Below are 20,779 nucleotides of genomic sequence, written 5' to 3'. Positions count from 1 at the left end.
ACAGCTGATGTTGGGCCTGACCGCCGCGAAAGGGCAGACCTGGATCTGCTTTGTACAGAGAGACAGAGCAGCCCCAGCCCCACCGCCATTTTGACCGGCCGCGTACCACTGCAGCAGCAGATACTGCCGCTATAGTGAAAGCTCTCGCTAAGAGGTGAGGTGCAGAGCACCGGTGACCAAACTTTGCAGCACGAGTAGTGTGGCGGCGGGTGGCACGGCCGCGCCCGGCGCACACCGATATCGGCGGAACATAACGTGTGGGACACGCGGCAGAGCGCACATCCCGACGGCCCGGCGCTATCCGTGCAGCTTGCCCAGCACCCGGCCGCTGCAGGTGATGTTTTCAAAGCGGGAGAGGGGAATATCGGCGTAGCGGGGATTGAGAGAGACGAGATAGTCGCCGGCATACTTTTTGAAAAATCCCTCGCCGTCGAGCACGAAGATGCCCAACTCGCCGGGGAGCACCGACGGTTGCTGTTTGATAAGCAGGATGTCGCCGTCGTTATAGTCGGGCCACATGCTGTCGCCGCTGACGCGCAGAGCAAAGTCGGCCTCTGAACTGGCGGGGACCGAGATGGGCTCGCTGTCGCTGCCGTCGAGGTACACGCCGGTACCGGCCGAGGCGGGCAACGCGTAGAAGGGGATCTGTTTTTGCGGCTGTAGGCGGGGCCAGAAGTCGGGTGTTAGAATGGTGGTCTCCTGACCGGTGATGCGGCTGTATTCCCGCTCTAAGATCAGGTCGACTAGCTGACGGCCGTCACGGTCCAGCGCCTGGTAGCGGCGCAGGTGTTCAGCGGCCGCGCGGTCCTCGGCCTGCAGGGCGGCCTGGGGGGGATAGTGGCCCTGAAAAAGAAAGTTGGCGTCGCAGCCCAGCGCCTCGAATAGGGCGTAGAGCACCGGCTCTTTGGGATGGCTGACCCCGCTCTCGTAATTGCCGATAGCCGACTTGGTGACCCCCACCGCCTTGGCCAGCTGCCCCTGGGTGAGGCCCAGCTGCTCCCTGGCGCGGCGTATCTGTTTGCCGATGCCCATAAAAAGGTACCCCCTCTATAAAAAAGCGGCTGCTCGCCGCCGGTTGCACAGTGTCTGCTGCCGACGGGTAGAGAGCGGCAGCAACTTTTCTCACTGCACCCATGTGCAGAGATCTTCTAATAAGAGAATAGCACAGGCCGGTACTGGCGTCAAGCAAAAAGATCAAGAAACTTGTGAAAATGCGCTTGACAAGTCAAGAAACTTGCGATAAACTAAGTTCATACAAGAAACTTGGACACCGGCGAGCTGGACGAGCTCAGCCACTTGACGATAGATAAGACCACCGTTGTGGCAGGAGGAGAACCCGTGAAGAGATCTAAAAATGTGCTGACTGTACTTTCACTTTTGACTTTGTTTTTCACCGCCGCCGCCAGCGACGGCGGCAGTCTCAGCGGTCTGCAGATCTTGCTGTTGTGCGGCATTAGCCTTGTGGTACTGGCGCTGTGCGTGGGCAGCGGCCATACGGCCAGCACTCGCAAAATGGCCCCCAAAGCCGCACCGCGGCCCGCCTCTCGGTCGCCGCGAGTACGCCCGGCCCGGCAGGTGGCGCATTGCCCCGGTGGCCGCGCTGCATAATTCCCCCACGAGCTGTGTAAAAGCGGCCGCTTAGATAAGCAGCACCCCAACATTCACCCCGTACGGGGCACAGAGCTCTGCCGTGTGGAGCCAGGTGCCGGCCACCGGGAGCGACAGCATAGCGCCTACCCGGCGGCAGAGAACAAAAAAGAGAGAGACGGTCATCCGTCCCTCTCCTTTTATGTTTAAAGCACCGTTATCTAAAATGGACCGCACACCGGTACTTGCGCAGTCGATAAAAAACTGGGCGCGATGGGGCCAGCCAGATTCACTGTTTCGGTGCGAGGGCTGGTTGATGGACTGTAAAATAACCGTGCTCGGTGCGCAGATCTTTGGTTTTGGCACAGAGAGATCACGGGTATCGCCAAGTACAGAACGCCGCCGACAGCCGGGGCATATGATCAAAATACCTGGTGGGCAGTACAGCGGCGGATCGAGCGATCTTTTTTGGTACCAAGTGCCGCTCAATGGCTCTTTTTTATGGTCGACAGCCGGTAGAACAGCAGACAAGAGAGCCCGCCCAACAGCCCGGTACATAAAAACAGTACGGCCATCCCGCTGCCGGGTCCACGCCCCACCAGCGTTTGCAGCCAGTGGGCGGGGGCGCTGGAGCCGGCCATAAAGGGCTCTAGCACGCGGTCGGCCAGCAGCCCGCCAGAGAGGATGGCCACCGGGATGGTACACCACTGGATGGCCCCGCGTACCGCAAATACCCGACCCTGCATGGCCAGCGGCACCCGCTGATACCACAGCGCCTGACTGCCGGCGTTGATGACGGGGACAGGCAGGCTGGCCGCCAGCCCGGCGAGGCACCACAGAAGCGGACCGCGCCCCACCGCCATGAGCAGGTCGCCGCAGAGAAACGAGCATACAGCCGGCAGGTAGATCATGCGCATGCAGTCGTGTTGGCGGCGGTCCAGTGAGACTGCCAGCCCGCCGATGATGCCGCCGATACCGATGACCGCTGTCACCTGGCCCAGTACCTGGGCACTGCCGCCGCTGCGGGCCAGTATCATGGGCGAGAGGATATTTTCGTAGGTGAGGCGCGAAAAAAAGTTGATGAGGGCCATAGTGAGCACCACTGTCAGCAGCTTTCGGTCGCGCCGCAAAAACGTGAGGCCCTGCCGGCAGCCGGCCAGCGGCGATGCAGTGCGTTGGGGCTGCGGCTGTTCGGGTACCGAGATAAGGAGCCAGAGCGGCAAAAAGGCGGCCAAAAAGGTGAGCAGATCGACGGCGATGACCAGCCCCAGTCCACCCAGGGCCAGCAGTGCCGCTGCGGCCATGGGGGCCACTACAGCGGTGAGGTTGCCGGCTAAAGAGGACATGCCGCTGGCTCTGATGCGCGCGTCGGCGGGAACCAGGATGCCGATGGCCACCGTTTGAGCGGGCGACTGAAAGGCGTTCATCAGCCCGATGACGGCATTTACCAGGTAGATGTGCTGTATCTGCAGTGTGCCCGTTGCCCACAGCAGGGCGACAGCCAGCGAGCACAGGGCCGCCAAACCGTCGGACCACAGCATGATGGACCGCTTGTGGTGGCTGTCGATAAAGCCGCCGCAGAAAAGACCTACCGCCACCCAGGGCAGATAGGTGCAAAAAGCCATGAGCGAGACGGCTGTGGCACTGCCCGTCTGCTGATACGCCCAGATCGTGAGGGCAAAGCTGGTCATGGCACTGCCCAGCTGAGAGACCGACTGACTCAGCCAAAACAGTAAAAACGAAAAGGGGAGATGTCTGGTATCTTTCACGGGGGACCTCCTTGTGCGCTTGCGGTGTGTGGCGAGCGGCAGGCAGGGCCCGGCGTGGGGACGAGCTACTCTGTGCAGTTATGTCCCGCTGCTGGCGCCTGCACAGAGTAAACGGTTGAGAAGCACGAGATATCCCCCCTTTTTTGGCAGCGGTTACAGCTGCCTTCTCTTTATTCGCAGTGTAGCACGAACCGGCGCTGCGAGCAAGCGCGTGCGGTACACAGCGAATAAAAAGGGCGGGCAGCTGCTGCGCTGCCCGCCCTTGATACGGCATTTCTGTAAAACAGACTTCTACTCAGGAGAAATAGCAAAAGCGCTGTACGTCGAACACCCCGCGGTCGGTGATGCGAACCTCCGGGATGACCGGCAGGCACAGGAAAGATAAGGTGAGATAGGGGTCGTGCTGCTCACTGACGCCGATCTGGCGGGCACACCGGATAAATTGGGCGCTCTGACGCTCCAGCGTGTGGGCGTTCTCGTCGCGCATCATACCGGCTACCGGCAGCTCGATGAGCGAGAGCACCTGCCCATCTTGCACCACGATGTAGCCACCGCCGGCGGCAGCCAGCGTCTGTACGGCCAGACGCATGTCACCGTCGTTATCGCCCACTACGACCAGGTTGTGGGAGTCGTGCCCCACCGTGGAGGCGATGGCTCCGTGCAGATCAAAGCCGCGCACCACCCCCAGGCCTACGTTGCCGCTGGCGGTGTGGCGGTCGAATACCGCTACTTTGTTGAGACCCTGCCCGCTGACGAACAGACCGTTTTGGCTGGGCACCCGCTCGTAGAGCAGCTGGGTGGTGATCTGGTGGGGGACCAGGCCAATGACCGGGAAGTCTTTATCCGCGGGGACCGGCAGGTCGAAGCAGCCGTCGGTCAGGGGGGCCAGGTGCGCGGTCTGTTTGAGCGGCGCGGGTACCGAGATCTCGGTGGCGAGGAGCGGAGCGCGGGTCTCGGCGCAGCACACGCCCCGGTGGTACACTGCGTGGATGGCCACCTGTTCCAGGTCGTCGAGCACCACTAGGTCGGCCTGATAGCCGGCGGCCACAGCCCCCAGGTGGTCCAGCCCGTAGATGTGGGCGGCGGTATAGCTGGCACAGCGATAGGCGGTGGCCGGGTCGAGACCCAGCGCGATCGCTTTTTTGATGTTGTGGGAGATATGCCCCTGCTCGCTGATATCTTCCAGGTGCTTGTCGTCGGTGCAGAAAGCAACCCGGTCAAATGAGGCCCCAACCTCGAGCAGCGTGGAGACCACACACTCGAGGTTTTTGGCAGCCGAGCCCTCCCGAGCCAGGATATAGAGACCTGCCCGCAGCTTGTCGAGCACCTCCTGCGGTTTTGAGCACTCGTGCTCGGTGCGCACACCGGAGAGCACATAGCTCTCGAGCTCTTTGCCGGAGAGCAGCGGGGCGTGGCCGTCAATGACGCCGCCGGCAAAGGCCTGCAGCTTTTGGTGCACATCGGGATCGAGGCCGTTTACCCCCACGTAGTTCATCATCTCGCCCAGGCCCAAGATATCGGGCTGGCCCCGCAGGGGGGCCAGGTCGCCGGCGGTGAGGGTGGCGCCGCTGGTGTCGAGCGGGGTGGCGGGCACACAGGAGGGCAGCATGTAGTAGATGTTGCAGGCGGCGCCGCGGGCGCTCTGACGCATGAACTCGATACCGTCGAGGCCGCAGACGTTGGCGATCTCGTGGGGGTCGGCGATGAGGGTGGTGGTGCCCCAGGGCAGCACCTGGGCGGCAAACAGCCGCGGGGTGACCATAGACGACTCGATGTGCAGGTGGGCGTCGATAAAGCCGGGGACTACATAGCGGCCGGCAAGATCGACCTCCTTCTGGCCGGTATACTGGCCCACGCCGACGATGGTGTCGCCGCAGATGGCGACGTCGCCGGGCAGTATCTCGCCGGAAAAGACGTTGAGCACCCGGGCGTTTTTGAGCACCAGCTGGGCCGGCACCTGGCCCTGTGCGGCCCGCATCATCTCATCAGTGACAGTTTTCATGCGATATACCCCTCCCGAAAAATGTTTCGAAATTGTAAATTTCGTCTATTATACCCTTATTGCGACAGCTTTTACAACCCTATTTGCCCCACTGCCGGCAAAATTGTAAAAATGACTGCTGGGGCGGGGAGCGGACTGACAAAAGCTGGCCAGTTTTACCTACTGGCCGACCGTTTGAAAGCGGCCGGGTGGTGTGTTACACTGGGGGAAATACGCAGGGGGCAGACCTGGCGATCGCGCAGCTCCGCTGAGCGGCTTTTACGGGAGGACCGACGCAGGGCGACTTGCTGTGAGGTGCCGGGTACTGCCGACGGCGTTTGCTTTACGGGACAGAAAACGGTGGGGCTTTGCAGCGGGTGTAAAGATTGGCAGCCGATAGACCGGCGGCCGGTACTGCGCCGCAGTGTACAGCGGTGCTTTTATGCCGCCGGGGACTGGGTGCCTGACAGGTGACAAGCGGCAGTCGCCTGTTGGCGGGGCCGGTATCTGCCGGCTGTGGCGGCGTGTTATACAGTATGGGAGAGGGGAGAGGACGATGGCGGCGGACCGACTGTTTGCCATGACCTGCCTGCTGCTGCAGCGGGGGCAGATGACGGCTGGAGAACTGGCCCGGCATTTTGAGGTGAGCGAGCGCACCATTTACCGGGATATAGACGCCCTGAGCGCGGCGGGGGTGCCGGTGTACGCCCAAAAGGGGCGGGGCGGCGGCTTGGGCCTATTGGAGGACTACGTGCTGGCCCGCACCTATTTGGACACCGAGGAGCGCGAGGCGCTGCTGACGGCGCTGGAGAGCTTGCAGGCAGTGGGGCAGGGGGGCGACAGCGCGTTGGTGAAGCTGCGGGGCCTGTTTGGCCGCCACCGGGAGAGCTGGCTGGAGATCGAGTTTTCTGGCTGGGGCGATACGGCGGGACTGCAGCAGCGCTTTGAGCAGGTGAAGACCGCTATTTTGCGGCGGCAGTGGGTGCTATTTACCTACTACAGCGCCAAGGGGATAGAGAGCGAGCGGACGGTGTGGCCGGGCAAGCTGTGTTTTCGCGGCCAGGACTGGTACCTGTGCGGATGGTGTGCCCAGCGGGCCGACTGGCGCTACTTTAAGCTGCGGCGCATGCAGCAGTTACAGTTGGATGACCGCGGCCGACCTGCCCCGACCGGTCTGCCCCCGGCCCCGGTGCTGGGAGCAGACCACCGCTATGGCGGCGGCCCGGAACTGGTGCTGCACATTGCCGCTGAGCGGGGGTACCGTGTGCTGGATGAATTTGCCCCCGAGCAGGTGCGGCGACTGCCCGACGGCAGCTTTGAGGTGCATGTACACATGCCGGAGGACGAGTGGCTGTATGGGTATCTGCTCTCGTACGGCGGCGGGGTATGGGTAAAAGAGCCGGCGCACATTGCCCGCGAGCTGGCCCGCCGGGCAGCTGTGGTGGCCGCCGAGCTGGCGCGGGGCGACAGATAGAGAGACCGGCGGTGCGGTGCAAACGGGGCACAGCGATTACCGGGGGTGGACTGGTGCAGTGCTGGTGCAGTGCTGGGGTTGTGTTGGGGTTGTGCTGGGCGGCACGAAACGGCCGCTTTTGCTTTTCCTTTAAAGTGTGCGCCCTGAACAGGCGTTGGAAGGCATATTGACAACTGGCGACATATTATGTAAAAATTATGTGTAATGACAAAGAGGAGATGGTGTTTATGTACGTACTGCTGAAAGCTCATCGCATAGTGGGGGCTATTGCGATAGGCCGGGTGGCAACTTAATTTGTCGGAGTAGTTCTTGCTATGCCTTATTGGGAAAGACCAATGAAGGAGAGCAAGATTAGATGAGTTACAGATCTGCAACAGATATACTGCCTGCTGAACTGGTGGGTGAGATCCAAAAATATATAGACGGCGCATATCTCTATATCCCCAGCCGCAAACGGAGAACTTGGGGGAGCAAAAACGGAACAAGAGAGATGCTAAAGCAGCGAGATCAAAAGATCTACCGGGATTATCAAAACGGAGCCGGCATAGAGGCGCTGTCTGAGAGGTACCACCTTTCTGGCAAAGGTATACAGAAAGTACTTACCGCGCAGAGAAAACGAGAGCGGTAAAGAGTAGAGAGTAGAAAGAGGGCTGCAAGGTGACTTGCGGCGCTCTCTTTTTTATTTGGCAAGAAAACTGTAGGCTGGAAAGTGCCGGACGGCTGCTCTATAATAATGGTAGTGAGTGGGGGGAATATTTCTGATCGGTTTAAAAAGGAGCGGCTATGCTTGCTATTTCGGTAGAGCTGGTGACCCGGCTCATCAGGGAGCAATTTCCCCAGTGGGCGGATCTGCCCATACGTCCCGTTGCCCAGAGCGGGCACGATAACCGGACGTTTTATCTGGGTGAAAATATGACTGTTCGACTGCCCAGCGGGGCGGCATATGTGCCGCAGATCGAAAAGGAGGCCGAGTGGCTTCCATACTTGGCACGATTTCTGTCGCTGCCTATCTCGTGTCCCATCGTTCGGGGGAGAGCAGGCGGCGGTTACCCGTTTGTGTGGTCGATAAACAGGTTTGTAGAGGGCGAGACGCTGTGCCGCGAAAATATAACGGATCTAGAGCGCCTGGCGGTGGACTTGGCGGCCTTTTTGCGGGAGCTGCAGCGCATAGATACCCGGGGCGCGCCGGCGGCGGGCGCACACAACTTTTATCGGGGCGCTGAACCTGCCGTTTACAGCCGACAGGTAGAGAGCGCCCTGAGAGAGCTGGAGACGGACTTGCCGGTGGACGCGCTAAAACAGCTCTGGCAGCGTGCGACCGCCACCCGGTGGACCTCGGCGCCGGTATGGCTCCACGGGGATGTTGCCCCGGGCAATATTTTGGTGCGTGACGGCACACTGTGTGGGGTGATCGATTTTGGGATCATGGGCGTTGGCGACCCCGCCTGTGACTATGCGATGGCCTGGACATTTTTTGACCGCCCCAGCCGCGTGCGCTTTTTAGAGGACCTGGACCCGGGCACGATAGACAGAGCGCGGGGTTGGGCGCTGTGGAAGGCGCTGATCACCTACCGCTCGCCCGAGCCCGGGGCAGCTGACAGCGCCAGACACACGCTGGATGTGATCTTAGAGGAATACAACCGGATGATGGCAGGAGGATAATGGGATGAATACATCAACTCTGAAAACAGAGCGCCTGATCTTGCGCAAATTTACCGAGAGGGATATCGAGGCGCTGTACCAGATCTTGAGGGATAAAGAGGTCAATCGTTTTTTGCCGTGGTACCCCCTGCAGAGCATGGAGGAGGCCGAGGCGTTTTATCAGGAGCGATATGCCGCCAAATACGCCGAACCGCGCGGCTACCAGTACGCGATCTGTTTAAAGAGCGACGACCGCCCCATCGGCTATATCAAGGTGGATATGCAGGAGCACCACGATTTTGGCTACGGGCTGCGCCGCGAGTTTTGGCACCGGGGAATCGTTACCGAGGCGGGAAAAGCGGTGGTAGAGCAGGTGAGAGCGGATGGGCTGCCCTACATTACGGCGACCCACGATGTGCAAAATCCCCGCAGCGGCGCGGTGATGCAGAAGTTGGGCATGACCTACCGCTACTCGTATATAGAGCAGTGGCAGCCCAAGGATATTCGCGTGACTTTTAGGATGTACCAGCTGAATTTTGACGGCAATGAGCAGCGGGTATATAAAAAGTACTGGAACCAGTACGCAGAGCACTTTGTGGAGGTACTGTAGGCACCGGTTGGTGCCCACTGTGCGGTATAGCGGACAAAAGAGAGACAGCAGGCCCGGTGTTAGACCGAGCCTGCTGTCTCTCTTTTGGGGATGAGCGGTTTGGGGAGTGGGGGGTAAAGGCGTGTGAGCGGGCAGGTCGTGCGGTCGTGCTCGGCTGGCGGCGACTGTTGGTGTGGGGAAAGGAGCTGTATGGGAGCTATGAGAGTTGTACGCGGCGGGGGAGTAGCTGGATCGATCGCCGGGATCGCCGGTGGTGTGGTGGTCTGGTGGGCTGATGACCGGGAGGATTGGGACAAGTGGCGGCGGACCGGCAGGAATGGCAAAGCAAGAGGGTGGCAGTTTCTTGGGACGGTAAGATAAGGCGGCGCGTGGGGGATATGTTGTTTATGCGCGGTGGGAGAAAACTGGGCTGTAGTTGGCGCTGATAGTCTGAGTATATGGGGTCAGTCGCTGCAAATGGGTGGATGGTGCGGCGTTGAGATGGGTGAGTTTATTGAGGTGGAGAGGTAGGGGCACAGGTGGTTTTGCTGTATGGTCTTGTGCGGGAAGTGGCGACTTTTGGTGTGGGGAGAAAGGGCTCATGGGGACTTACTGATTGTGTGTGGTGGGGGAGAGCTGGGCTAGGTATCGGTGTTGTCGATGGCCTGAGAGTATGGGGCTAGCGGTCGTGGACGGGTGCGCGGTGGGGCTGGGGGGATACCGGTCGGTGCTGAGGGTCTGGAGAGTATGGGGCCAGTGGCCGTAGATGGGGGAGGGGCACGACGCTGGAGTGCGGGTGGTTCATTGTTTGTGTGTAGCGGGAAAGCAGTTGGATCGAGCGCTGGGATTGCCAGTGGTCGGAATAATTAGAGGAGTAGCGGCTGATTGGCGGGAATGGCAGAACAAGAGGGTGGCAGTTTCTTGGGATGGTAAGATAAGGCGGTGTGTGAGGGGCTATGTTGTTTATGCGCGATGGGAGAGAACTGGGCTGTAGTTGGCGCTGATAGTCTGAGGATATGGGGTCAGTAGCTGCAAATGGGTGAAAGGTGCGGCGTTGAGATGGGTGAGTTTATTGAGGCAGAGAGGTAGGGGCACAGGTGGTTTTGCTGTATGGCCCTGTGCGGAAAGTGGTGACTTTTGGTGTGGGGAGAAAGGGTTATATGGGCACTATACTGCTTGTGTGCGGTGGGAAAGAACGGGGCTGGGTAACGGTGTTGCTGATGGCCTGGGAGTATGGGGCTAGTGATCGCGGACGGGTGCGCGGTGGGCCTTGGCGTGAGAGTGGCTTATTGGGAGAGAGGTGGTTCTGATGGTGTGAGAATATATGGTTGACGGCGACTATTGAGGTGGGGATGGGAGCTCTGTTACTTGTGCGCGGTAGGAGGATAAGCCGAATGCTGGTTAGCGCCGATGGCCTGGGGATATGGGTTCAGTAGCTGCAAATGGGCGGTTGGTGCGGCATTTGTGTGGGTGGGCTTATTAAGGTGATAAGGTAGGGGCACAGGCGATTTTGCTGTATGGGTCCTGTGCGGTCGGTGGTGACTTTTGGTGTGGAGAGAAAGGGTTATATGGGGACTATACTGCTTGTGTACAGTGGGGGAGAGCTGGGCTAGGTACCGGTGTTGCTGATGGCCTGGGAATATGGGGTTGGTGGTCGCGGACGGGTGCGCGGTGGGGCGTTGGGGTGCGAGTGGTTTATTGGGGTGGAGAGGTAGGGGCACAGGTGGTTTGGCTGTATGGTCTTGTGCGGGAAGTGGTGACTTTTGGTGTGGGGAGAAAGGCCTATGTGGGAACTATACTGCTTGCGCGTGGTGGGAGAGCGGCTGGATCGGGTGCCGGGGTCGCTGGTGGTGTGGTGGTCTGGTGGCCTGGTGGCCTGGTGGCCGGGGCGGTTGGAACAAATGGCGGCGGACCGGCAGGAATGGCAGAATAGGGGTGTGGTGGTTTATGGGGGTAGAGGGATAAGGGGCACAGGTGATGGGGCTGTGTTGCTTTATGTGCGGTGGGGGAAAAACGACCGGTCGATGCGGATGATCTGGGGATATGAGGACAGTGGTTGCGGATAGGTCGGTGTGGCGGATTTAGGGGAGAACTATTTAGATTGATAAATAGGGGGATGGGGATTTGTGGGATGAGTTTGACCGGAGAGTGCGGTTGAAGGTCGTGGTGGAAATATGGCGAGAGTTGAAACATGGGGACCGATAGCAGAAGAACAGGCGATCGTTTGGGACGGCTATCTGCTGCGGGCGGTACAAAAAATGGGGCGGGTGAGGAAAGCTGACAGGCGGCTGTCAACTTTGGGGGTGTATACTGAGAGCAGAAAGGATGGGTGGTACAGATGGAGAAGGTGGATTTTAAGAAATTGGAAAAGGCGTTTTACCTGCCGGGGAGAGAGCCCGAACAGATAAAGCTGCCGCAGATGCCCTACATAGCGGTGGACGGCACCGGCGCGCCGGACGGGGAGAGCTACCAGCAGGCCATGGAGCTGCTTTACGGGCTGAGCTTTACCATTAAGATGAGCCGTATGGGCAGCTGGCAGCCGGCGGGATATTACGATTACGTAGTGCCGCCGCTGGAGGGGATGTGGTACGCCGACAGCATGGCGCTGGAGCGGGAGCAGTGGCGCTGGACCTCGATGATACGGCAGCCGGAGTTTGTGGACCAGGCGGTGTTTACATGGGCGGCGGCACATCTGGCGGCCAAAAAGCCGCAGCTGCCGGTGGCGCGGGCGCGCTTTTTGTACCACAGCGACGGGCTGTGCGTGCAGATGATGCACCGGGGCAGCTATGCCAGCGAGGGGAAGAGCTTTGCCGCCATGACCGCTTTTATGCAGGAGCGCGGGCTGGTGCAGCGGGAGAGCTGGCACCGGGAGATCTACCTGGGGGACCCGCGGCGGACCCGGGAGGAGAACCTGCGCACAGTGCTGCGGCTGCCGGTGCGGCAGGTGTAAAATAGCAGATACGATAATGGTTTATATCGATAAAAACGCGCCGGACCGCGAGAGCCGGCGCGTTTTTTGGCATTTTAAATGTGAAATACCAGGCTTTATAAAGTGGGGGTGTTGGCGGCGAAGAGCGGACAAAAGATACCGGTCGGGATACTGCCCCTGTCCCTGTCTGTTTGGGCTGGGCGGGTGTGGGTGGGAGCGGGCGGCGGACCGGGGGCCTTGTCGGTAGCGGCGTGGTGGGTAAAGCTGTTATGCGGCAATTTTTCTCTTGCGGCGGTGCCCCGGAGCGGACTGTACAACTGACGACCGGGAGCGGTAATGACCCTGCCGGCTTTGCCCTGCTGGGCGCTGGGCGGGGGACTTGACGTAACTATATGCGGGTGTTGCGGCGACATGAGACAGCTGGGAGCGGGTGGTGTGGATGCGGCACGGATACAGCGCGATCTGGCGGCTGAAGTGACTGGCTTTTACTAGTATGGCCGTTTGGTGACGGTACAGTTGGGACAGCGGAGCGGGCGACTTTATTTTGCGGTGGTTCGCATTACCGGTGATTGGGAAAGCGTTGCTGGCGGCTTTAGCCGCGGCGGGCAACCGGTGGAAAGAGTGGCCCAGTGACGGGCGACTGGTTGGTGACAGCCTACAGCCGGTGCTGGGACCGCTGCTGGCGGCTGTGGGGCAGCGGCTGTAGAAACTCGTATGCAGAGAGGAGGCCCGGTGGGAGATAAAACAGCCCACTGAAACGTGGGAGGTGTGTGCTGTAAAAATTGGCGCTGCTGATGGAAAAGATAGCTTTTGGTGCGGTGGTGACCGTACTGGCGGCGTGTGGTTTGACCGGGTGCTTGCAGTGGGAGAGCTGGCTTTGACAGGTGCTGGTGGAGATGGTGGCGGTGTCTGCTTGGCGACCGGAACGCCAGCGGTTTGGACAGTTCCCCCAGTACGCAGGGGGCGGCAGTGCGGCACTGGGGTGCGAGCACGGCCGCCGAGGACTTTGCCTACCAGAGCGACTGCCTGCTGGCCGGTACCCAGCGGGAGGACTTTGGGTGCTGGGTGGCTGTTCGACAGCAAGATGGGTGATTTTGTGGCGGGCGGGGGCTGTTTACTGACGAGATGCAGTGGCAGCTGGATACCGGACAGGTCCGCTCTGGGCAGGGAGATCTGAAGTTGGTGTTGACTATGATGAGCCGGTACAGTGTTTGCATTTGACTGTGCAGCGGCTGCCGGTGAAATGACCGGCAGCCAGTGGCGCCGTGGGTGGCGGTCATACGGCGTTCAGTTTTAAAACAGAGACTGGGAGTGCGGCGCTGCGGACAGAAAAAAGAGAGCCCCCTGTGCTGGGGGGCTCTCTTTTTTGGACGGCTGGAGCCGGGATGTCAGTACTCCTCTTTGCGGCGCTGGCGGCGCAGGCTGTCGCGGCGCAGGGCGGCCTGAAACTCGGCCTGTTCCTCGGTGGTCTCGCACAGCAGGGCGGGGACCGGGGTGGGTCGCCCCTGCTTATCCAGCGCCACCAGCACCAGATAGGCGGTGTTGATGCGCTGGCGGTCGCCGGCCAGCGACTCGACAAAGCTGTCGACCCGGACCTCCATAGAGGTGCGGCCGGTGTAGGTGACTTTAGCGGTGAGCAGTACCGTGTCGTTTTGCACGGCGGCCCGGTGGAACTGCAGGTTGTCGACCGAGGCGGTGGTGACGTCGCACCCGCTGTGGCGGCGGCCGGCCACGGCGGCAATGACATCGATCCACTGCATGAGCGTGCCGCCAAAAAGGCGGCCGGAGCCGTTGATGTGGCTGGCCATGACGATACAGGTCTGCTCGGTATAGGAGAGCCGGGCGGGCTTTTGCGCGACGGCGGGGGTGCTGGGCGTTTGTGGGGACATACTTTACCTCCTGTATGCTGTATGCAAAATAGGGCAGCGGCCCTGTTTTTTAGTATGAGCTGATCTACTCTATGATAGCACACCCCGGGCTGCGGGAAAAGCCCCGGCCGCGAAAAGAGCGCCGTCACGGTGGCGGTCTGAAAGCTGGGACAGCCGGTCGGGGCGGCAGCTCGGCGGCGCGGGCAGTGTTGGGGGACTGCACGGTCTTGTGCGGGGCTGCAGCGGCGGTGTGGGGATGGGCCATCGGGGCGTTAGAACGCTGTAATACTAAAATACCGGCGTTACCGGCGGGGCTGGCGGTACAAGCGGCAGCGGGGGGCGACCGGGCAGACAGCAGCGCCGGTAACTGATGGACTGGTGCACCGGTGGACTGGCGGACTGGTGGAGCGGGGAGAATGGGGCAAACTGTGCAGCTGTGCCAGAGTGGGGCTTTGCCCGGGGGCAAAAAGCGGCCAAATGAGAGAAAATGGCCGCGCAGGCCCCCATTTTTGTGCGGATAGCGGTATAATGGGAGATGGATATACACAGGAGGCGAGAGACTTTGAAACAGAAAAAGACGGTGCGCGCAGTGGCACTGGGCCTGGCGGTACTGCTGGGTTTGGGGGCGCTGGTGGGCGCGCTGCTGCCGCTGATCTACTAGGCGGACACATACAGCACGGCCGGAGCGGGCCCGGGGCCGGCTGCCGGGGGAGAGAGACGAGAGGGAGGTACGCGGTGATCAAACTGATCGTGACGGATATGGACGGCAGTCTGCTGGACGACGACAAAAACCTGCCGGTGGGCTTTATGGACACGCTGGAGGAGCTGCGGCGGCGGGGCGTACATTTTGTGGTGGCCAGCGGCCGCTCTTACGTGAGTTTGCAGCACTACTTTTCGCACATGGAGCACCCGCCGGTGTGCATTTGCGACAACGGCGGGTGTATGGTGTACCGCGGCGAGGTGGTGCGCGCGCGGCTGCTGCCGGAGCAAAAGGTGCAGAAGATACTGGCGCTGCGGCGGCGGTTGCCGGGGCTGCGCATGACTCTGTGTTGCGAAAACGGCACCTTTTACGAGTCGGCCGGGCCGGTGCACGACGAGCGGATGCACTTTTTCTACCCCAACGCCACGGCGGTAGAGGACCTGGAGCAGGTGCGCGATCGGGCCTATAAGATCGGCATGAGCGATGAGCTGGAGCCGGAAAAAAACTCGATGCCGGTGCTGCACGAGATGTTTGGCGACAGCTTGAGCTTTGCCATGTCGGGCGAGCGGTGGGTGGACATTGCCGACGCCGGGGTGTGCAAAGGGGAGGCGGTGGCGCTGCTGCAGCGCCACTGGGGCATCTCGCGGGAAGAGACCATGGCTTTTGGCGACCATTTTAACGACCTGAGCCTGCTTGAGAGAGCCCATTACGGCTATGCTATGGAAAATGCGGTGCCGCCGCTTTTGGCGGCGGCGCGGTACACCGCCCCCAGCAACCAGGTGGGCGGCGTGCAGCAGGTCATCTGCCAGCGGGTGCTGCAGACCGGCGCTGTGCGGAGCGTGGCTGCCGGCGGCGAGTAGGTGCGCGGGCGCTGCCCGGTGCCAAGAAGATGAGATGAGCAGGATAGAGAGCCACTGTGCCCTATGATGGCACAGTGGCTCTTTTGCGCAGAAAGCTAAAAGGACCATAGCGCAGAATATGGCCGGCCTGTGCCGAGAAGGGCGCGGCGGTGGGCGGCCGGAAAAAGGGGCATAAAAAAACGGGCCGGCATGGAGCCGGGCCCGTTTTTTATGTGGACAGAGACCGCTTTTAGTAGATGACGATCTGGGAATCTTTGATGTGGCTGGAGCCCTCTTCGGTCTTCCAGACGCTGCCCTCAAAGGCGCGGAACGCGGGGATGCCGGTGAGCTCGCTGAGGAAACCGGCGATGAAGTTAAAGTGCACGTGCTGCAGCATGGGCTTGACCCAGTCGACATCGGCCTCGGGCAGGCTGAGCACATGGGCGCCGGCGGGGAAGATGGCGGGATCGGCGTCGGTGACGACGAACGGATCGCGGCCGATGTTGACCATGGTGCCGATGACTTCCAGCGTGCGGGACATGGACTGGGAATCTTTGTCGATGATGACGAAGGTGCCGATCTTCTCGGGCTCGTTAATGAAGTAGTTGATGTGGCACCAGTCCTCACAGTCGTCGATGGAGTTGCAGGCGCCGATGAGCTCGACGAGTTTAGCAGCCCCGAAGTGGCTGGTGGCGGCGGACAGGCCGTCGGCTACGAAATCGAAAGCCTTTTTGTCTTTGAGGGCCAGCGCGGCCTGATAGGAGGCATCTTCGATCTCCTCCATCTTGGCGGCTACGGCGTCGCAGTAGTCGGTGATGTGTTTTTCGAAGGTGGAGGTGTACTCGAGCGTGTGCAGGCCGCGGACGATGCCGATGCGGTTGGCCAGGCACATGAGGGCCAGCGTGGAGGCCACATAGGAGCAGACGCCGGCGCAGGGCTCGAGCTGGGGCATATCCAGTGCCAGCGTGTGCGCGGCGGCCTGACCGACGATGCTCTCGGGGTGGTCGGTGATGGCCAGCGTGTTGGCGCCGTGTTTGGCGGCGCGGGTGAGGGCCTCGGCCACGCGGCTGACGGTGCCGGAAATGGAGATGCCGATGACCAGCGGCTTGGGATCGGTGCCGAAGGCCTTGGCGTCCATATGGCGGGCCAGCTCGGAGCATTTGGTGGGCACGCACTCGACGCCGGACAGGGTCTCGAACGCCTTTTTGGCGGCCACGCCGGCCAGGTAGGAGTCGCCGCAGCCGGTGATGTAGACCCGTTTGATGCTCAGCAGTTCTTCCATCGAGATGCAGTCGATGAATTTTTGCAGGGTCATGCCGGCGAGGATCTTTTTGCCGAACTCGGCGGTGTAGCGGGCCTGACGAGCCATGGCGCAGTCTAAGTTTGCTCTTTCCATAGTGTTTTGCCTCCTATTTTGTGGGTTGGGTGAAGTGGTGGGTAGACGAATTTATCAGTATGCGCTCGGGTGCGCATGACGGCGGTGAGAGTGGGCCGCTTGGGGTCGATTTGTCACCGCGGCGGCTGACCCTGGGCGATGTACTGCTTGGCCAGCTGGTCGTACTGGGTATGTACCATCTGCCGCACCTCGGCCATGAGCTCGGGCGAGAAATCCTGCACCGGGCCGTATTGGCGGACGTTGAAGTGGGCGGCCACCGAGCCCATGACCCCGCACATGAGCGGGTCGTGCCCCTCGCAGAAACCGACCATGGAGGCCGAGGTGGAGGAGTTGCCGCAGCCGGTGGGATCTTGTACTTTGCCTTCGTAGCGCAGGCAGGGCACGAAGAAGTGCTTGCCGCCGGAGATGGCGTAGAGACCGCGGTCGCCCACCCGGAAGAGGACGAAGGGCAAATTTAGGGATTTGAGTTTATCGATGCACTGCTGCTCGGTCTCGAGGCCGAACAGGCGCTTGGTCTCGGGCAGGTTGATGGAGAACATGTCGACGTACTGCAGCACGTTCATCACCCGGTCGAGCCGGTCGGGGAAGGTGTCCATGTGGATGACTTCGTACATGATCTGGAAGCCGTAGCGCTGTTTGAGGGCGTAGAGCTCGCGCCAGAATACCGGGTCGGTGCCCAGGGCCACGTACAGGCCTTTGAGCCCGTCGGCGTAGGGGGCCACGTTGCGGTGGTCGGGAGTCATGACGCCGAAGTTGAAGCGGAACTCGTCATAGCTCTCGCCGTGGCCGGGGATCTCTTCGTAGGTGCCGTCGGCGGCGTAGCGCACGATGTCGTAGATGGTGTACTCGCCCACCGTGGCGATACCCGCCCGGGGGATGCGGTTGCGGTCCATCCAGGGGCCGTAGTCCCGCTCAAAATCGTCACCCACGTTGCCAAACAGCTGGCAGCTCTCGTCGTAAAAGCGGATGCCCTCCAGGCCGTAGACGGTGCCGCCCATGATGCCGTCGATCTGGCTGCCGTCGGTAAAGTCGATGCGGTTGGTGATGATACAGCCAACAGCTCCGTAACGCATAACAAGTCCTCCTCAGCTCGCATATTTGGGCCGGACAGAGCCGGCGCTCACACAACTGTATTATACCATGGTACCCCTTTTTGCGGACGACAAACTTTGTGCCGGTTTTTTGGAGAAGCTCGATAATTTTCGATTTTTGATTTGGGCAAAATCGGGAGAAAAACCGGTAAGATACACGAAATGTGATGTGATATTTTAGGAATATCGACATGTGTAAAACAGCGGCGGGGCAGGTTGTATATCCTGCGGGGGGAGGGGTGCGGTATTGGCGGGAGCACCGGGGCGCAAAAAGACCGCCGCACGGGTGGGTGCGGCGGCCGGGTAATGCGCTGCAGCTAGTACAGTGTTTGCTGGACGGCGCCTTCGTCGGCGGGGAGAAACAGGTTCTCGACGGCCAGGCCGTGCTTTTTGGCCAGGCCGACGGTGTAGGCGGTGCCACCTTTTTTGCCCGAGTAGTAGCAGATGAGCAGGCTGGAGTGGCTGATGAGGTAGCGGTTGCGCACGTGCAGGCAGCCGGTGTAGTAGCGGGGGGAGAGCACCACCCGCTGCCAGGCGTTTTGACAGAGGTGATCGAAATCTGCCTGGCCCTGGGCGGCCCAGCAGCTGCTCTGCCCGGCGTAGGGCAGCACGCAGACCAGCCGCAGCGGCAGGCCGGTGCTTTTTTTGGCGCGCAGCACGGCCATGCCGCAGGCGGTGTCGAAGCCCTGGGCCATGCCGCAGAGAAAGGTGTCTTTGCCGTGCATGACCGCGAAGAGGATGGCCTGGTCGAGATCCTGCAGGATGCGGTGGTAGGCGGCGTGGCCGGGGGAGAAGGGGAAACCGAATTTTTCGGGCCGGTAGCCGGAAAAGCTGACCGACTTTTGCGGGTCGATGGGCTGGCCGGCGCCGGGGCCCTGAAACTGGGGGTAGCCGGCCAAAAAGTCTGTTTTGGCGGACACGGATACCGCCTCCTTTTTTGGGGATGAGAGCGCCTTTAGAGATAGATGTTGGGGGAGGCCCGGCGGCTGCGCGCGGCCGGGGCGGAAAAGACCTGAGACAGTGGCGCGCCGGCCAAGTAGTTCTCGATAGGGCCAGACAGCGTGTGCAGCCGATTTTGCAGCACGGTGGGGCTGACCCCGAAACGGGGGGCCAGCGACAGAGCCAGCGCGGCCGGATCTTGCCGGTAGGCGGCTTTTTGCCGGCGCACCAGCGGCAGCAGCTGCTGGTAGGGGACCAGCAGCTGGGCGGCGCCCTGATTGGCCTGCCACTCGTCGTTTTCGGTGCGGGCGCTGGCCGGGCGGCCGGCATGCAGAGAGAAGTGCACCAGCTCGTGGGCCAGCGAAAAGCGCTGGGAGGCCGGCGGCTGGGAGGCGTTGACGATGATACACTGCCCCTCTAAGAGCAGAGCGCCGAGCTTTTTGCTGTCGAACCGGTGAAAGTGCACCGGGCAGATGGCACCGGCGGTGATGAGCAGGTCGCCGGGCGGGAGACAGCGCTGCAGCTCGCGCAGCTGCCGGTACAGGGCAGGCAGCGATCTACCGCTCATCTTCGCGTTTGCGGCGGGCGATCTTCTGCGCCATGGAGGTGAGAAAAGCCACGTCGTCCTCGGAGAGGTCGAGCTCTTGCAGGGTGGTCTTGAGTTGGTAGTAGGTGTCGGACTCCTTTTCCTCCCACCCCATGAGGTAGCCGGGAGAGACCTGCAGCGCTTTGGCCAGTGCGTCGACCTTATCCAGCCCGACGCTGCGGGTGGCCTCGGTCTCGTAGCGGTAGACGGTGCTTTTGGCGACACCGATCTGGCGGGCCACGTCTTCCAGCGACATGTGCAGCTCGAGCCGGCGCTGTTTGATCTTCTCCCCGATGTTTTGCGGCGTGTTGCTATTCATAGTGGGTCCTGCCTTTCTGCGCGGATTTCTATATGTGATATCAGTATACCACGACAATTTTATTTAAGCAACGAATTTTTAAAATATTTTGCAAAAACGTTGACAAAATGAAACGATAGTGTTAGACTGGGTTGCAACAAGTGAACGTTTGTTTTTTTGAGACAGTGGGCGGACGGATCAGGGTCCGGAGGGGAAAAACAGGCAGCAGACCGGCAGAGTAAGCGGATCTGGCGGCCATTTGTTGGCCGGGGATCGTCTCCGGGCGGGCGAAGGGTCTGCTTTTGGTTTAAAAGATACAGGTTTTGAGACCGAGTTCAGGACAGGCTTTATGCTGGAGAGTAGACAGAGGGGAGAAGAGACCGGAGGATGCACCGAAGCGGGACGGAGGAGATGTACTCTTTTTTTACATCTATCGTTTTGAAAACGAAACGACTGTGGTGTGTGGTGTGGGAGAGATGGCGGAGCAGTGCGCAGTTATCATGCACTGTGTGCTGTATACAGTATACAGTGCGCAATGGGCAGCGAGGGGAGAAAGTGGTTTGCGGCGTTGAGGTAGGGACGGCGGATGTGCTTATTGTGGCGGGGGGCAGGCGGCCGCCGGCAGCTGACGGATGTGTGGTTTTGTAAAGGCGGACAAGACGCTGTAGACAGGCGGCCAGACAAGGTGGTGTACAGCAGGGTAGAGGTGGCAGCCGACAGCTGGCAGTGCCGGAATGGGGACAGCAGGGGGGAACAGAGGAGATGGTAACGCTTGGCGTTTGAGAGATCGGGTGGACCTTTTGGGGGCGGGAAGTGAGACATTCTGATAGGGGAGCGGGTATGAAGTAGCTTAGCTGGTGCGGCGTGGCTTGGGGGGGTGGCCTGGTGTAGTACGACTCGGTGTGGTGCGGCTTGGCGTGGTGTGGAGGAATAAGGGGACTGGTGCGGGGCTGGATGGGGGATGTAGTTGGAGACGGGGACAGATGGGTGTTTGTGGTGCTGGGATGCTGGGTAGTTTTTGGGGGAATTGCGGTGAACGGTAGGTGCGGCCTGGTGTGTGTGCGGGGAGACTGGTGCGGGGCTGGATGGGGG

17 protein-coding genes are annotated in these 20,779 nt (G+C 60.8%); 8 read left to right on the top strand and 9 right to left on the bottom strand.

All coding sequences use genetic code 11. From position 1 onward, the window contains the following. Window positions 1-297: 297 nt before the first annotated feature. Window positions 298-1,032: an XRE family transcriptional regulator gene (locus H8K20_RS07630; protein WP_186487984.1), complete on the bottom strand. Its 735-nt coding sequence runs from the start codon at window positions 1,030-1,032 to the stop codon at window positions 298-300. Between the two features lie 306 nt (window positions 1,033-1,338). On the opposite strand from H8K20_RS07630, the gene H8K20_RS07625 reads away from it, so the two are divergent. Beyond that, the gene (locus tag H8K20_RS07625; protein ID WP_105204728.1) at window positions 1,339-1,608 is read left to right on the top strand and encodes a hypothetical protein; all 270 of its coding nucleotides are present in this window, start codon (window positions 1,339-1,341) and stop codon (window positions 1,606-1,608) included. A gap of 464 nt (window positions 1,609-2,072) precedes the next feature. Here the strand turns inward: H8K20_RS07625 and H8K20_RS07620 are convergent, their stop codons facing one another. Continuing rightward, entirely contained in the window at window positions 2,073-3,356 is a 1,284-nt protein-coding gene (locus tag H8K20_RS07620; RefSeq protein ID WP_186487983.1) for an MFS transporter, read from the bottom strand. A 295-nt stretch (window positions 3,357-3,651) separates the two neighbouring features. Then, the gene (ade, locus tag H8K20_RS07615; protein WP_186487982.1) at window positions 3,652-5,358 is read right to left on the bottom strand and encodes an adenine deaminase; all 1,707 of its coding nucleotides are present in this window, start codon (window positions 5,356-5,358) and stop codon (window positions 3,652-3,654) included. Window positions 5,359-5,893: 535 nt separating this feature from the next. On the opposite strand from ade, the gene H8K20_RS07610 reads away from it, so the two are divergent. From H8K20_RS07610 to H8K20_RS14040, 6 genes are all read left to right on the top strand, one after another. Then, a complete protein-coding gene (locus H8K20_RS07610) occupies window positions 5,894-6,811 on the top strand; it encodes a helix-turn-helix transcriptional regulator (RefSeq protein WP_186487981.1) in 918 nt (305 codons plus the stop codon). Between the two features lie 355 nt (window positions 6,812-7,166). Next, window positions 7,167-7,439 carry a CD3324 family protein gene (locus H8K20_RS07605; protein WP_186487980.1) on the top strand — a complete coding sequence of 91 codons (273 nt, stop codon included), beginning with the start codon at window positions 7,167-7,169 and terminating at the stop codon, window positions 7,437-7,439. Between the two features lie 155 nt (window positions 7,440-7,594). Continuing rightward, a complete protein-coding gene (locus tag H8K20_RS07600; protein WP_186487979.1) occupies window positions 7,595-8,473 on the top strand; it encodes an aminoglycoside phosphotransferase family protein in 879 nt (292 codons plus the stop codon). 4 nt (window positions 8,474-8,477) lie between these two features. Continuing rightward, complete coding sequence (locus H8K20_RS07595; RefSeq protein WP_186487978.1) at window positions 8,478-9,062, top strand: GNAT family N-acetyltransferase; 585 nt, start codon at window positions 8,478-8,480, stop codon at window positions 9,060-9,062. Window positions 9,063-11,379: 2,317 nt separating this feature from the next. Next, window positions 11,380-11,991 carry a GyrI-like domain-containing protein gene (locus H8K20_RS07590; RefSeq protein ID WP_186487977.1) on the top strand — a complete coding sequence of 204 codons (612 nt, stop codon included), beginning with the start codon at window positions 11,380-11,382 and terminating at the stop codon, window positions 11,989-11,991. Window positions 11,992-12,939: 948 nt separating this feature from the next. Further along, window positions 12,940-13,062: a hypothetical protein gene (locus tag H8K20_RS14040; RefSeq protein ID WP_279287433.1), complete on the top strand. Its 123-nt coding sequence runs from the start codon at window positions 12,940-12,942 to the stop codon at window positions 13,060-13,062. Between the two features lie 296 nt (window positions 13,063-13,358). Here H8K20_RS14040 and H8K20_RS07585 read toward each other — a convergent pair whose 3' ends face one another. Further along, complete coding sequence (locus tag H8K20_RS07585) at window positions 13,359-13,859, bottom strand: acyl-CoA thioesterase (protein ID WP_186487976.1); 501 nt, start codon at window positions 13,857-13,859, stop codon at window positions 13,359-13,361. Window positions 13,860-14,573: 714 nt separating this feature from the next. On the opposite strand from H8K20_RS07585, the gene H8K20_RS07580 reads away from it, so the two are divergent. Further along, on the top strand, window positions 14,574-15,398 hold the full coding sequence (locus H8K20_RS07580) for a Cof-type HAD-IIB family hydrolase (RefSeq protein ID WP_186487975.1): 825 nt from the start codon (window positions 14,574-14,576) through the stop codon (window positions 15,396-15,398). Window positions 15,399-15,627: 229 nt separating this feature from the next. Here the strand turns inward: H8K20_RS07580 and H8K20_RS07575 are convergent, their stop codons facing one another. From H8K20_RS07575 to H8K20_RS07555, 5 genes are all read right to left on the bottom strand, one after another. Further along, window positions 15,628-16,773 carry an SIS domain-containing protein gene (locus tag H8K20_RS07575; RefSeq protein ID WP_186487974.1) on the bottom strand — a complete coding sequence of 382 codons (1,146 nt, stop codon included), beginning with the start codon at window positions 16,771-16,773 and terminating at the stop codon, window positions 15,628-15,630. A gap of 113 nt (window positions 16,774-16,886) precedes the next feature. Next, window positions 16,887-17,846: a carbohydrate kinase family protein gene (locus H8K20_RS07570; RefSeq protein ID WP_105204713.1), complete on the bottom strand. Its 960-nt coding sequence runs from the start codon at window positions 17,844-17,846 to the stop codon at window positions 16,887-16,889. 335 nt (window positions 17,847-18,181) lie between these two features. Next, complete coding sequence (locus tag H8K20_RS07565) at window positions 18,182-18,784, bottom strand: SLOG family protein (protein WP_105204712.1); 603 nt, start codon at window positions 18,782-18,784, stop codon at window positions 18,182-18,184. A 35-nt stretch (window positions 18,785-18,819) separates the two neighbouring features. Beyond that, on the bottom strand, window positions 18,820-19,371 hold the full coding sequence (locus H8K20_RS07560; protein WP_105204711.1) for an ImmA/IrrE family metallo-endopeptidase: 552 nt from the start codon (window positions 19,369-19,371) through the stop codon (window positions 18,820-18,822). Next, window positions 19,361-19,708 carry a helix-turn-helix domain-containing protein gene (locus tag H8K20_RS07555; protein WP_105204710.1) on the bottom strand — a complete coding sequence of 116 codons (348 nt, stop codon included), beginning with the start codon at window positions 19,706-19,708 and terminating at the stop codon, window positions 19,361-19,363. The genes H8K20_RS07560 and H8K20_RS07555 overlap by 11 nt, the downstream gene beginning before the upstream one ends. Window positions 19,709-20,779 lie beyond the last annotated feature (1,071 nt).

Origin of the sequence: Neobittarella massiliensis (ex Bilen et al. 2018), from assembly GCF_014269355.1 — a bacterium.
In the GTDB taxonomy this organism is placed as follows: domain Bacteria; phylum Bacillota; class Clostridia; order Oscillospirales; family Ruminococcaceae; genus Neobittarella; species Neobittarella massiliensis.
This window is presented reverse-complemented; position numbering and strand designations above follow the sequence as displayed.

What these genes read in the sequence shown, in the direction of transcription:
- H8K20_RS07630 (WP_186487984.1), bottom strand. Translation starts at nt 1,032, where the DNA reads ATGGGCATCGGCAAACAGATACGCCGCGCCAGGGAGCAGCTGGGCCTC.
- ade (WP_186487982.1), bottom strand. Translation starts at nt 5,358, where the DNA reads ATGAAAACTGTCACTGATGAGATGATGCGGGCCGCACAGGGCCAGGTG.
- H8K20_RS07610 (WP_186487981.1), top strand. Translation starts at nt 5,894, where the DNA reads ATGGCGGCGGACCGACTGTTTGCCATGACCTGCCTGCTGCTGCAGCGG.
- H8K20_RS07605 (WP_186487980.1), top strand. Translation starts at nt 7,167, where the DNA reads ATGAGTTACAGATCTGCAACAGATATACTGCCTGCTGAACTGGTGGGT.
- H8K20_RS07600 (WP_186487979.1), top strand. Translation starts at nt 7,595, where the DNA reads ATGCTTGCTATTTCGGTAGAGCTGGTGACCCGGCTCATCAGGGAGCAA.
- H8K20_RS07595 (WP_186487978.1), top strand. Translation starts at nt 8,478, where the DNA reads ATGAATACATCAACTCTGAAAACAGAGCGCCTGATCTTGCGCAAATTT.
- H8K20_RS07590 (WP_186487977.1), top strand. Translation starts at nt 11,380, where the DNA reads ATGGAGAAGGTGGATTTTAAGAAATTGGAAAAGGCGTTTTACCTGCCG.
- H8K20_RS07585 (WP_186487976.1), bottom strand. Translation starts at nt 13,859, where the DNA reads ATGTCCCCACAAACGCCCAGCACCCCCGCCGTCGCGCAAAAGCCCGCC.
- H8K20_RS07575 (WP_186487974.1), bottom strand. Translation starts at nt 16,773, where the DNA reads ATGGAAAGAGCAAACTTAGACTGCGCCATGGCTCGTCAGGCCCGCTAC.
- H8K20_RS07570 (WP_105204713.1), bottom strand. Translation starts at nt 17,846, where the DNA reads ATGCGTTACGGAGCTGTTGGCTGTATCATCACCAACCGCATCGACTTT.
- H8K20_RS07560 (WP_105204711.1), bottom strand. Translation starts at nt 19,371, where the DNA reads ATGAGCGGTAGATCGCTGCCTGCCCTGTACCGGCAGCTGCGCGAGCTG.
- H8K20_RS07555 (WP_105204710.1), bottom strand. Translation starts at nt 19,708, where the DNA reads ATGAATAGCAACACGCCGCAAAACATCGGGGAGAAGATCAAACAGCGC.